The organism is Thermotalea metallivorans (assembly GCF_001562415.1).
Lineage (GTDB): Bacteria > Bacillota > Clostridia > Peptostreptococcales > Thermotaleaceae > Thermotalea > Thermotalea metallivorans.
The window spans coordinates 66110-79297 of the sequence record NZ_LOEE01000019.1 but is presented as its reverse complement, the minus strand read 5'-3'; the positions used below and the strand labels follow the sequence as shown (position 1 = coordinate 79297).

The following is a 13188-nucleotide window of genomic DNA, read 5'->3' as shown; positions in this document are numbered from 1 at the left end:
GTGTGGGGATATCTATGAAGAGAAAAAAAATTTTATACTTATCGATGATTGTTTCTATTGGTATTGCGCTGCATATCATTGAGTCTTTTATTCCTATGCCATTTATCGCACCGGGTGCAAAGTTAGGGCTGGCCAATATTGTGAGTTTAATAACCCTTGTTGTCTTTGGTTACAAATATGCATTGGCTGTTGCGGTTGTCCGGTGTTTGGTTGCGGCTCTGGGAACCGGTGCTGTCACAGGGCTCATATATAGCTTGGCGGGAGCATTATTCAGCACTTTGATTATGGCGCTTGTGCATAAAAATTTCTCGTCTTATTTCAGTTTGATCGGTGTAAGTGTATTTGGAGCTGTTGCCCATAATATTGCTCAATTGGCAGTAGCCAGTGTGATGATCAGCAATATTTTAATTTTTACTTATTTGCCCTTGATGATGCTTGTCAGCCTTTTTACCGGTTATTTTGTAGGCTTGGCGTCTATTTATGCATCGAACCATTTGAAAAAAATCATATTATTGAATGGAAATAATTCGATGAACCTCATTATGTAATGATAAAGGAGGGAAATGTCATGAAGACAAGGACCCGAAATCCATGGCTGCTATTTGTGTTATTAGCTACAGGCGTGGTTATTGGGGGTGTGCTAGGGGAGATATTTAGGGATAGTATAAAAATATTGAGTTATGGCAAAAGCATCGGTTTTCAACCGTTTACCTTAGATCTCAGTGTTATAAAGCTTACCCTTGGGTTTATTTTACATCTGAACTTGGCCAGTGTAATAGGAATCATTTTAGCAATTCTTATTTTCAGCAGACTGTAGGTGGATCATATGCAGAGAATTATTCTGGCTTCAGCATCCCCCCGAAGGGGAGAAATTCTACAAAACTTTAATATTTCTTTTGAAATTATGCCTTCCGGCATCGTTGAAAAAATTCATGCAGGAGAAGAGGCAGAGCAAATTGCCATGGCTTTGGCTTTTGAAAAAGCGATGGATATTGCCAATCAATGCAAGGAAGGAGATATTGTCATTGCTGCCGATACAGTTGTGGTAAAGGGAGATATTCTTGGAAAACCTCAAAATTATGACGATGCATTCCGTATGTTAAAGCTTTTGGAAAATGATATACACGATGTCATTACAGGATTGGCCGTTGTTCAGGCCCATACCTTCAACCGAATTGTTGCCTATGAAAAAACAAAAGTGAAAATGAAACCTTTAACAGATGAAAAAATCAACAGGTATATAGAATCAGGGGAAGTGTGGGATAAGGCAGGCGCATATGCCATACAGGGCAAAGGGGCTGCTATTATAGAATGGATAGAGGGAGACTACTTTAATGTCGTAGGTTTGCCTGTCAATAAGTTGGAGAGCATATTGAGCAAGAAATTTGGCATTGAATTGATTTAATCGTGATTAGCTTGCGCCATAAACTGCGGATGGATATTTTATGCTGAAGGATGAATCATGTTTAGGATGTGATGGAGATGACGATAGGGAATCGTCATGTATTAATTAAAGAGATGGCGGAGAGTGAAAGGCCTAGGGAGAAAATGATTCAATTTGGAATTAAAGCCCTATCGAATGCGGAGCTGTTGGCCGTATTAATCCGTACTGGCACCAAAGAAACTTCTGCCATCGAATTGTCTCAAAGAATATTGTCCTATGATCAGGCCGGGATTCACTTCCTTGCAAATTGCACCATAGAGGAACTAAGTCAAATGAAAGGGATAGGGCCTGCAAAGGCTTGTCAGATTATGGCTGCAGTGGAATTGGGGAAAAGAATTGCAGCGGCCGGATTAAGAACGAAGCCTTGTGTAAAATCGCCAAGGGATGTAGCGAATATTTTCATGGAGGAAATGCGATATTACAAAAAGGAGCATTTTGTGACGATCCTTCTGAATACAAAAAATGAAATTATTTCATCGGAAAATGTATCTGTGGGAAGCTTGAATGCATCCTTAGTGCATCCGAGGGAAGTATTTGTCAATGCAATTAAAAAGAGTGCCGCATCGATGATTCTTTTGCACAATCATCCCAGCGGAAATCCACAGCCCAGCAAAGAAGACATTGCCATAACGGAAAGATTGGTTGAAGCAGGGAAAATTATAGGCATTGAGGTATTGGATCATATCATTATTGGTGATGGTATTTATACAAGTTTCAAGGAGCTTTCTATCATATAACATATAAGGCAAGATCAACAGGAAGGAGTATTTGTATGGGATTATTCAACTTTTTATCAAAAGACATGGGAATAGATTTAGGAACAGCCAATACATTAGTATATGTTAGAGGCAAAGGGATTGTTGTCCGTGAACCATCGGTGGTAGCAATTCAGGAAGATACTAGACAAGTTTTGGCAGTTGGGCAGGAAGCAAAGCAAATGATCGGAAGAACACCCGGCAATATAGTTGCTATTCGGCCTTTAAAAGACGGTGTGATTGCCGATTTTGATGTAACCCAAAGCATGTTAAAATATTTTATAAAAAGAGCATATCCTAAAAAATCTTTATTCTTCCAACCTCGTGTAGTGGTGGGGGTTCCATCGGGTGTCACAGAGGTTGAAAAAAGAGCCGTGGAAGAAGCGGCACTGCAGGCAGGGGCAAAGGAAGCATATCTGATCGAAGAACCAATGGCTGCTGCCATTGGAGCGGGGTTGCCTGTAGAAGAACCTACGGGAAGCATGGTGGTTGACATCGGAGGAGGTACTACGGAAATCGCCATTATATCTTTAGGGGGTATCGTAACAAGCAAATCCGTCAGAATCGGTGGAGACGAATTAGATGAATCTATTGTTCAATATATCAAGAAGGAATACAGTCTGATGATTGGGGAGAGGACAGCCGAGGAAATCAAGCTAAATATCGGATCTGCTTATCCGAGGAGTACAGAAACAAAAATGGCAGTTCGGGGTAGGGATTTGGTTTCGGGGCTGCCAAAGACATTGGAGATTTCTTCTACGGAAATATTGGAGGCACTCCATGAGCCTGTGAATGCTATTGTGGATGCGATCAAATATACCCTTGAGAAAACACCTCCTGAATTGGCTGCTGATATCATGGAGTATGGCATCATGCTCACTGGTGGAGGAGCATTGTTGGATGGACTTGATAAACTGGTTCGTAAGGAAACAGGCATGCCTGTTCGAATTGCTGAAGAACCGTTGGATTGTGTTGCCTTAGGAACCGGTAAAACCATAGAAGAAATAGAGACTTTACGAAGAGTTTTAATTTCTCCAAAAAGATTGGGATAAAGTGGTGAGTTTGGATGGGAAGATGGATAAAAAGGGGAGTGCTTATGATAGTAACGGCTGTTACTATCATTCTCATTATTTTGATGGGAATCAGTTTGGGTGGGAGGATGAAGGTTACTGCTCCGGAGAACATGGTAGGCAATATGTTTACGCCCATTCAGAAGATTTTTTACAAGGCAGGACAAGGAATAGAAAATACAATCGGTCCAATTTTTCGCTTTCGCGCCATAGATAAGGAAAACAAAAAGTTGAGGGAAGAAATAGAAAAACTTCAAAAAGAAGTAATTCAATATAAATTAACTGCCGATGAGTTAGAAGAATTGAGAAATTTATCGGGAGCCCTGGATTATACAAGAAACTATGATTACTTTAAATATACCTCGGCCAGTGTATCGGCGAAAGATCCAGGGAATTGGTACAATATCTTTACGATTGATAAAGGGAGTAGTGATGGAATCCAGAAGGACAGTACCGTGTTAAACGGTAGCGGATTAGTCGGAAAAGTATTTGAAGTAGGAGATCATTGGGCGAAGGTCATAACCATTATTGATAACAAAAGCTCTGTAAGCTTTGAAATTTTGAGAAATAATGCATATATGGGTGTGATAAGGGGCAGCGTAAAGGCCGATTTGTCAGGATATCTTATTGATCCCCAGGCGGAGGTGCTGGTAGGAGATAAATTAATAACCTCGGGGCTAAGCACATATCCTAAAGGGATTTTGATTGGAGAAGTCAAAGAAGTAGTAAAGAAGAAGGATGAGCTATTGAAGACGATCATTGTGGAACCCGCCGTTAATTTTAAAAAAATTGATAAAGTGTTGGTAATTCTATCGGACAAGTAAAGAAAAAGGAGTTATAGGTATGGGCATTGTATCGATCCTGTTGGTGATCATCATAAACTTTATATTTCAAACAACACTTTTCCAACACTTTCGCATCTTCGGGGTTTTACCCAATACAACCCTGATCATAGTGATTGTGTTTGCAATACTGTGGGGAAGAAAACGGGGAGCGATGGTCGGCTTCTTTTCAGGTGCTCTCCAGGATATTTTGTTTGGCACGATTCTGGGCCTGAATGCATTGATCTATATGTTGTTAGGCTTCTCTGTAGGTTCTTTTGAAAACAAGATATTTAAAGACAATGCCATTACTCCTATTTTTTTTACCGTTTTAGGAACGATATTTTACCATTTGCTGTACTATTTGATTATCTATGCAACCCAAAACAAAATTGACTTTGCTGTAATTTTTGGCAAAATCATTGCGATAGAAACCGTATGTAATTCTATTCTGTCCGGTTTTGCTTACAACAAATTATTTCATTATCTTTATCAATCCAAGATAAAAATAAAGATTAGGTGATAGCATGCTTGAAAAATTAAAGGATCGCTACAATCAAACAATTCTTTTTTTTGCAATATTTATTTTTGTTCTTTTTTTCAGATTATTCACCCTTACCATTGTAGAAGGAGAAAAATACAAAGAATTGTCAGATAATATTCGGATAAAGAAAATCCCTATTTCCGCTCCCCGCGGTGAAATCAGGGATCGATATGGACGTTTGCTTGCGGGCAATAAACCGAGTTTTACGGTGCAAATCATGAAAAATGAATTAATTGATGGAAAAATTAATGAAGTTGCCGTAAATTTGCTGAACATTTTGATCAATAATGGAGAAAAATATGTGGACAACTTTCCCATTGCCGTAGAAAATGGACAGTTTTATTTTACCTATGACAAAGAAATTGAAACTTGGCTTTTGGAGCAGGGCATTCAGGAAAAAAGCACTGCAGAAGAGGCCTTTAACATACTGCGGGAGAAGTTGGAAATAGATGGAAATCTCGATATTTTTGAAGTACAAACGATCATGCAGCAGGATTATGGTATTTATCCTCCTATCTCCGTCAAGACGATGAAATATATTCCTCAAATGCAGAAGGAAAATTTTTTGCAAAAATATAATCTTGGACAAGATTTGAATGCAGAGGCTGCTTTTCGTGCTTTGCGGGAAAAATTCAAGATACCGGAAGAATTTTCCGATGAAGATGCCAGAAAGATTTTGATTATTCGCCATGAATTGAGGGAACAAGGGTATAGGCAATATCATCCCGTCAAAATTGCTTTCAATGTGACGGCCAAAACCGTTGCAGAAGTAGAAGAAAAAATCATGGATATGCCGGGGGTGAACATAGAGGTAGAACCCATACGGTTTTATCCCAATGGGAATCTTGCCTCCCACCTACTAGGCTATCTCAGCAAAATATCCGACAGTGAAAAGGAAAAATACGTAAAGGAGCTAGGATATAACCCCAATGATCTTATCGGGAAAGATGGCATTGAAAGGATATTGGAGAGAAATCTAAAGGGAAAAGATGGTGCAAAATATGTAGAGGTAGATGTATATGGTCGTTTGATTAATATTTTGAGGGAGGAGAAACCAGAAAAAGGGCAGACGGTCTATCTGACCATTGATGGGAAACTGCAAAAGGTTGCCGAGGATGCTTTGGCCCATGCGTTGGAACAGATCCAGGTGGGAGGAACATTTCAGAGCAAATGGGGCAATTATAAATACAGTGAACCCTTCCGAAATGCCACTACAGGGGCTGTAGTGGCTCTAGATGCAAAAACGGGAGAGGTATTGGCCTTGGCCAATTATCCCAGTTTTAATCCCAATCTTTTTTCAACGGGTATTTCCTCAAAGGATTGGAAGGAGCTACAGGATAAAAATCCAAGGGATCCATTGTCTCCTATTCCTCTCTACAACCTCGCTACAAGGGCAGCTATTCAGCCGGGCTCTACTTTTAAAATGATTACTGGACTTGCGGCCCTTGAACAGGGAATGGATCCAAACAAAAAGTTATACGATGACGGGTATATCCGATATGGGGGCAGGAATTTTGGCTGCTGGCTGTGGAATACAAAAAAAGCCCGCCATGGATGGGTTGATTTGTATAAAGCTTTGGAAGTGTCCTGCAACTATTATTTTTATAACGTATCTACGGGCTGGGATCACTTTAAAAATCAGCCGCTGGGCATATCCATGAACGTCAATAAGCTTTTGGAATATGCCAAAATGTTTGGCTTGGATGAGCCTACGGGCATTGAAATCAGCGAAAATGCTTATGGTGTACCCAATCCTCAGAAAAAGACAGGGGCTGTAAAAGCCATGTTGAGAAATCACATCAAAGCCAGGGCAAAAGAATATTTTGAAACTGAAATTTACTCAGACAAAACGGCATTGGAAGACAAAATCAATGAAATTGTAAGCTGGGCGGAAGAAAATCCTTCAAGGGGAGAACTTATCAACCGAATCAGCAAGCTTGGTGTAAAGAAAGATAAGGTGGAAACCTTGGCGGATACGGCAAAGTTTAGCTACTTCAATCAGGCAAAATGGTCGAAGGGTGATACCTTCAACCTGTCCATAGGACAGGGAGAACACGCTTATACACCTGTGCAGATGGCCCGATATATTGCCGCCATTGCCAATGGAGGGTATTTGAATAAGGTAAGTGTTGTCAAGAAGGTTGGAAGCCAACATTCTAATGAAGAAAAAGAAAAAGGAGAACGGGTACCATTGAAGGACTATAACAACTTAAAACATATCAAACGCGGTATGTCCAATGTTACGCAAGAAGAAGGCGGTACAGGGAGGGCCGTATTTGGGAACTTTCCTGTGAAGGTTGCTGCAAAGACAGGTACCGCCCAGCGGGCAGGAAAAATTCAACCTAAGGATGAGGTTGAATATTTGAAGAAGTATGCCCGTTGGATTGCACCTTCTCTGAGGATGGAAGATATTGAAGCAAAGACAAAACAATTGATGTCAGAACATAGGGATAAATATAAAGACGAAGGGGATGCCATGAGAGATGCCATCAAACTTCTTAGCAACCATAGAATTACCAATGAACAGCTAGATCAGTTTAAAGATAATTATGATAACTTTGCATGGTTTGTCTCTTATGCGCCCTATGAAGATCCTCAAATTGTTGTGGTCAGTCTGATTTTTCAAGGGGGACATGGCGGATATGCAGCGCCTATTGCTCGGGAAATTATTGCAGAGTATTTAGGCTTAAATAAAACTTATGATCCGGTGAGTTTGGAAAATACACTTACAAGATAATATATGCTTGTAAGTTTTTTTTAAAAAAAGATAAAATTTGAGGAACTATTTAGGCTTTTTAGTGTTTTTTCATGCTGAAAATGTTTTCAAGGGACTTTTTTCAGAAAAAAAAAAGGATTTATTTTCGTGATGAAGAATAAATATAATGTCGCAGATTTATTCGTGTTCAGTGGAGGTAATCCTATAATGTCTAAAAATACTTCTGTATCCTTCAAGGGCAATAGGGATGGCATATGCATCCATTTCAATCCCCTGATGGAGTATCAAGATTTGAAGCAACAGCTCTTAGACAAGTTGGAATCCGCTAGGCAATTTTTTTTAGGTGCAAAGGTAATAGGGATTGAGGGAAAAGCACTAACGGAAGAGGAAAAAAATGAAATTAAAGAAATCATCCATGCAGCGTATGGCATGATTTTGGTGGAGGAAGCTGAGGCAACCTCGCAGAACGAAAGCGAGGAAAAGGAAGGTCAAGTATTTGAAGGAATTGAAGAGGGCTGTACAAAATTTATACGGGCAACCATTCGATCAGGCCAAAGAATTATTTACAAAGGCAATGTTGTTATTGTGGGAGATGTAAACCCCGGTGCAGAGATTATTGCAGAAGGAAATATCCTGGTCATGGGAGCATTGAGAGGACTTGCCCATGCCGGCGCCAGCGGAAATGAAAAGGCTTTTGTGGCAGCCTATAGCTTGCAGCCTACACAATTGAGAATTGCTGATGTCATTGCGAGATCTCCGGATAATGAAAAAATCAGGCCAATGACTCCGGAACTGGCTGTGATAAAGGATGATGTCCTGATGATAGAGCCTTACTTGCCAAATAAATAACAAAAAGATATCGTATGTTGGGGGGAAAAAATATGGGTGAAGTTCTTGTAGTGACTTCTGGAAAAGGTGGAGTTGGGAAGACAACAACAACTGCAAATATAGGGACTGGATTGGCACTTTCTGGGAAAAAAGTTGTGGTGGTAGATGCCGATATCGGTCTTAGAAATTTAGATGTAGTGATGGGATTGGAAAACAGAATCGTATATGATATTGTAGATGTAGTAGAGGGAGTTTGCAGGTTAAGACAAGCTCTAATTAAAGATAAGCGATTTGAGAATTTATACCTTTTGCCGGCCGCCCAGACAAAGGATAAGAATGCAGTAAACCCACAGCAGATGCAGGATTTGTGCAATGAATTAAAAGAGATGTTTGACTATGTGATTGTAGACTGTCCGGCTGGTATTGAGCAGGGATTTAAAAATGCAATTGCCGGTGCTGACAAAGCAATTGTGGTCACTACACCGGAAATTTCTGCCGTTAGGGATGCCGACAGAATCATTGGTTTGCTAGAAGCTGCGGAATTGAGAAACCCACAGCTTATCATCAACAGGATCAGGGTAGACATGGTAAAAAGAGGAGATATGATGAATATCGAGGACATGATTGATATTTTGGCCATTGATTTGCTTGGGGTTGTACCTGACGATGAGGCAATCGTCATATCCACCAATAAAGGAGAACCAGCCGTGACTGACGAAAAATCTATGGCGGGACGAGCTTATCGAAATATTACAAAGAGAATTTTAGGAGAAGAGGTACCTTTCTTGCAGTTAGAAGGGGAAGAGAGTTTTATGACAAAGCTGAGAAAGCTTTTTGGTATTGGCAAATAAGTTGTTAAAGGGGGATAGCAATCATGATGGACTTATTTAAGCTTTTTAGTAAAGAAGACGCCTCCAGTAAGAATGTTGCAAAGGAAAGACTAAAGTTGGTACTTGTTCATGATCGAACAAATTGCTCACCCAATTTTCTTGAAATGATAAAAGGAGATCTATTGAATGTCATTTCCGACTATATGGAAATAGATGAAGACGGATTAGATATCAAGATTACGAAGACAAAGAAAAACACAGGTGATGCCATGGTACCAGCATTGATTGCAAATATTCCGATAAAAAAAATGAAGACAAGATAAGAGGGAAAATGGGCGAAAAACCAATAAAAAGGTTTTTCGTTTTTTTTATATGCCGAATATGATATAATTTTATTTAGGAATATTGTAGACATACAATGCTGAAGTTTGATGTATGCTTTTAGGAAGATAAGCTTTTTATGCAGCAAATGTTTTGTTGCCAGTCACCAGCCACCAGTACCGGCAACTGGTGACTGACAACTTAAAGTTGCAAATCTATAGAAGAGGTGCATACATGATTGATAAAAAATTAATAAAAAATATAGATTTCGGTTTAGTGATAACGATTGTCCTTATTTTTTGTATTGGCCTGATCATGATTAGCAGTGCAACCCATGTAACTCAAGAAGGACTGACCCGGCAGGTGAAAGTGCAAGGAATAGCTTTTTTTCTTGGCCTTATGGTGATGGCGGTCATTTTATTGATTGATTATAATCTATATGCCAATTTTGACAAAGCAATTTATGTTGTATCTATTCTGATGCTCTTGGCAGTATATATCCCGGGGCTCGGGAAAGTGCAAGCCGGTGCCAGAAGCTGGATTAACCTGGGACCTGTAGATTTTCAGCCGTCAGAAATCGTGAAAATTGGTTTTATTCTGTCCTTTGCCAAATTTCTTGAATCCAGGCAAAATCAATTAAGCACCATTCGGGATCTAATACCGGTTGGAATCTATGGGGGGCTTCCGATTCTATTAATATTAAAAGAGCCTGATTTAGGTACAGCCCTTGTGTTTGTGGTGATTGTGCTTGGAATGACCTTTGCATCCGGGTTAAGCTACAAAATTTTAGGGATGGGATTCTTGTCTGGAATCATTTCTTTGCCTATTGTATATAAGTTCCTGGCTCCTCACCAACGGATAAGGATTGATGCTTTTTTAAATCCCTCGGATCCCAGTTTGCCCGGCAACTACCATGTAATGCAATCGAAAATAGCCATTGGTTCCGGCCGACTGTTGGGAAAAGGGTTATACAAAGGGACACAAAACAATTTTGATTTCCTGCCGGTACAGGAAACGGACTTTATTTTTGCCGTTCTCGGCGAAGAATTTGGTTTTATTGGTGGAGCGATTGTGCTGTTGCTATACTTTGTATTTCTTTACAAAATGATGAAGATTGCAAAGGTATCGAAGGATATCTATGGTTCTTTGGTTGTGGTTGGCATTACCTCCATGTTTGCTTTTCAGATATTTGAAAATATAGGAATGACCATGGGGGTTATGCCGGTCACAGGGGTTACCCTGCCCTTCTTGAGTTATGGAGGGAGTTCATTGCTGACAAGTATGATGGCTGTAGGGATTGTGCTGAATATTGGCATGAGAAGACAGAAGATTAAATTTTAGAGAGGGAGGGGCTTTGGTTGAATATTGCCTTAATTGCCCATGATAAGAAAAAGGAAACGATGATTCATTTTGCCATAGCTTATAAGCATATATTGGAAAATCATACCATCATCGCCACCGGTACTACAGGAAGAATGATCCAGGAAGCTACGGGACTTGCTGTGATAAGGGTTCAATCGGGACCCTTGGGAGGAGATCAACAAATTGGGGCTGAAATTGCCAAAAATAATATGGATTTGGTGATTTTTCTAAGAGATCCTCTGACGGCTCAACCCCATGAACCGGATATTTTAGCGTTACTAAGACTGTGTGATGTTTATAAGATACCTGTGGCGACGAATATTGCTACGGCCGAAATTTTGATTCGTGCCATGGAAAAAGGAGAATTTCACTGGCGGGAAATCGTTAGGAGTTGTAATAGTTGTAATAAATAACCATCGGGGATTTATCCCCGATGGTTATTTATTGTAAAAGTTTCAATTTTTATTAGACATTTATCTTCATGCTTTTATTTCTGCTAAAATATCTCCATTGCCGCATCAACCAAGGAATGAGATAATGATCTACCCCAAAAGCACGTCCGGCCCCGCCAAGGCAAGCGATGGAGGTGACGAGATACCAATAGTCATATAGGCCTGTGGAGAGGAGGAAGTTGATGTTCATGCCAATGGATATGATTGCAGCAATAAAGGTAAAAGTACCCGTGATAAATGCAATGCCCAAACCGAGTTCTGTTAGAACGATAAGCGTTTGGAAGAACATGGCATTTGGTACAATGATATTTTCACAAATCCAAGCATACCAATCGGGCGTATGCTGACCAATAAGATTCATACCCTTTGCAATGACCTCTGCAGCCCCTTCAACCGCTTGGGAGGCCGATGCGGTGGCGTCGGCTGCCTGGGAGGCGGACGCAGTGGCATTTGCTGCAGCACCGGTGATTCTCTCGGCATAGATAGAAACCTTTGAAAGCCAGCCGTCATTATATTTATGAATGCCCTGCATGAGCCACATATAACCTAAATAGACCCTCATAATCACCATCCAGAAGGTAAAGTTTTCTGTGGTGAGGTGTTTTTTGATAATGCTGTCATCCTTGCGGCGATGTACAAACTGGTGTTTCAAATAGCGAATGACCTGTTCAAAACCGGCTACCTCAAACTGATAATGGATATTCACCATATGCTTCAACAATAAAGCCATCCAGCCGGAGGTGCGTATGCCCATAGTGTCGGCAACGGCATACTTGCGGCCAATGGATACCATTGTACCGTGGAGCTTTGGTTTGCATTTCTCCAGGGGTTTGTTGCGGATGAGGTTCACCACATTTTTTGCGGCGGCTCTACCGGTTTGTATTGCAGATTCTACCAGCAGGGGGAGAGGTTTGCCATCTTCTTCCACAAAATAGGAGTTATCTCCTACCAAGAATACATTGGGGTATTTGGTGGATTGGGCATATTCATTTACCTCAACTCTGCCCCTTCCTCTCTGGGCAGCAGGAAGTCCCAATTTTTCCACAAAACTGTTCACCTTGATGCCGCCGGTCCAAATCACTGTATGGGTTTTGATAAGGGCTCCGTCTTTTAATTCTAAATGATCGGGGGCAACTTTGGTGATAGGGGAATTGGTGAATACTTCCACCTTGTTTTTTGCTAAATATTTCATTGCTTTATCTATTAAGCTTTGGTGGTAGACGGCTAAGATTTTGTCCATGGCTTCCACCACAATCAAACGTACTTCGTTTCTTGAAATATTGTATTCTTTGCAAAGAACGTCCCGCCATTGAATCAGTTCCCCAACCATTTCAATACCTGTAAAACCGCCGCCACCCACTACAAAAGTCAGATATTCTTTTCGTTTTTCGAAATTTTTCTCCTGGGAAGCCAGTTGGAACATGGTGCGAATATGACGGTTGATTTTTTTAGCATCTTCTAAAGACCAAAGAGTGAAAGCGTTTTCTTCCATCCCTTCAATGCCGAAATAAGCAGGTTCGCTGCCGCACCCAATGATAAGATAATCATAGGGATAGGCGTTGTTATCAGAAATGAGCGTCTGTGATTCAAAGTCAATGGATTGGATTTCATCTTGAATGACGTGGACTTTTGTGTATTGAAATATATCCTTGAGATATATTTTTACACTTTCCTCGTCGACCCTATTGCCTGCCACCTCGTGGAGCTCTGTCAATAGGGTATGGCGATCATTTTTGTCAATAATTGCAATGGAAACATCTTCTTTCTTCAATTTCTTATGCAGTGTCAATGCAGCATCGATGCCGGCATATCCGGCACCTAATACGATTACACGTTTCACCGATAGTCCCCCCTTTTAAAATCATGATAAATTCAATTGCTGTTTCATTTTAAAATTTTAAATTAGATGTTAAAAATGCTGTTATTGGTATTATAGCAAAGATGTCAATGGATGCATAATAAAACAATGTATAGCATATAAAAGAATTATGGCGATATTAAGGGATAATATTCGATAATGCCAAATATCAAATAATTTTTTGGAA

14 protein-coding genes are annotated in these 13188 nt (G+C 40.2%); 13 read left to right on the top strand and 1 reads right to left on the bottom strand.

Annotated elements, in window-relative coordinates; genetic code table 11:
* Positions 1-14: 14 nt before the first annotated feature.
* The 13 genes from AN619_RS02940 (at position 15) to mgsA (ending at position 11104) form a co-directional block, all read left to right on the top strand.
* Positions 15-548 (top strand): Gx transporter family protein, encoded by a 534-nt coding sequence (locus tag AN619_RS02940; RefSeq protein ID WP_068554945.1) that lies wholly within the window; start codon positions 15-17, stop codon positions 546-548.
* Between the two features lie 20 nt (positions 549-568).
* Positions 569-817, top strand: coding sequence for a DUF4321 domain-containing protein (locus AN619_RS02935; RefSeq protein ID WP_068554943.1), 249 nt, complete (start codon positions 569-571; stop codon positions 815-817).
* Between the two features lie 9 nt (positions 818-826).
* Complete coding sequence (locus AN619_RS02930; RefSeq protein WP_068554941.1) at positions 827-1405, top strand: Maf family protein; 579 nt, start codon at positions 827-829, stop codon at positions 1403-1405.
* Between the two features lie 77 nt (positions 1406-1482).
* Positions 1483-2181: a RadC family protein gene (gene radC, locus AN619_RS02925; protein ID WP_157064886.1), complete on the top strand. Its 699-nt coding sequence runs from the start codon at positions 1483-1485 to the stop codon at positions 2179-2181.
* A gap of 35 nt (positions 2182-2216) precedes the next feature.
* Entirely contained in the window at positions 2217-3251 is a 1035-nt protein-coding gene (locus AN619_RS02920; protein ID WP_068554939.1) for a rod shape-determining protein, read from the top strand.
* Between the two features lie 44 nt (positions 3252-3295).
* Entirely contained in the window at positions 3296-4093 is a 798-nt protein-coding gene (gene mreC / locus AN619_RS02915; protein WP_198153219.1) for a rod shape-determining protein MreC, read from the top strand.
* 19 nt (positions 4094-4112) lie between these two features.
* The gene (gene mreD, locus AN619_RS02910; RefSeq protein ID WP_068554935.1) at positions 4113-4613 is read left to right on the top strand and encodes a rod shape-determining protein MreD; all 501 of its coding nucleotides are present in this window, start codon (positions 4113-4115) and stop codon (positions 4611-4613) included.
* 4 nt (positions 4614-4617) lie between these two features.
* Positions 4618-7371 carry a penicillin-binding transpeptidase domain-containing protein gene (locus AN619_RS02905; protein ID WP_068554933.1) on the top strand — a complete coding sequence of 918 codons (2754 nt, stop codon included), beginning with the start codon at positions 4618-4620 and terminating at the stop codon, positions 7369-7371.
* 186 nt (positions 7372-7557) lie between these two features.
* Positions 7558-8199: a septum site-determining protein MinC gene (gene minC, locus AN619_RS02900; RefSeq protein ID WP_068554931.1), complete on the top strand. Its 642-nt coding sequence runs from the start codon at positions 7558-7560 to the stop codon at positions 8197-8199.
* A 32-nt stretch (positions 8200-8231) separates the two neighbouring features.
* A complete protein-coding gene (gene minD / locus AN619_RS02895; protein WP_068554929.1) occupies positions 8232-9029 on the top strand; it encodes a septum site-determining protein MinD in 798 nt (265 codons plus the stop codon).
* 23 nt (positions 9030-9052) lie between these two features.
* Positions 9053-9331 carry a cell division topological specificity factor MinE gene (gene minE, locus AN619_RS02890; protein ID WP_198153218.1) on the top strand — a complete coding sequence of 93 codons (279 nt, stop codon included), beginning with the start codon at positions 9053-9055 and terminating at the stop codon, positions 9329-9331.
* Between the two features lie 232 nt (positions 9332-9563).
* Entirely contained in the window at positions 9564-10670 is a 1107-nt protein-coding gene (gene rodA, locus AN619_RS02885) for a rod shape-determining protein RodA (protein ID WP_198153217.1), read from the top strand.
* A gap of 17 nt (positions 10671-10687) precedes the next feature.
* Positions 10688-11104 (top strand): methylglyoxal synthase, encoded by a 417-nt coding sequence (mgsA, locus tag AN619_RS02880; protein ID WP_068554927.1) that lies wholly within the window; start codon positions 10688-10690, stop codon positions 11102-11104.
* 52 nt (positions 11105-11156) lie between these two features.
* Here the strand turns inward: mgsA and AN619_RS02875 are convergent, their stop codons facing one another.
* Positions 11157-12983 carry an NAD(P)/FAD-dependent oxidoreductase gene (locus AN619_RS02875; protein WP_068554925.1) on the bottom strand — a complete coding sequence of 609 codons (1827 nt, stop codon included), beginning with the start codon at positions 12981-12983 and terminating at the stop codon, positions 11157-11159.
* Positions 12984-13188: the final 205 nt, after the last annotated feature.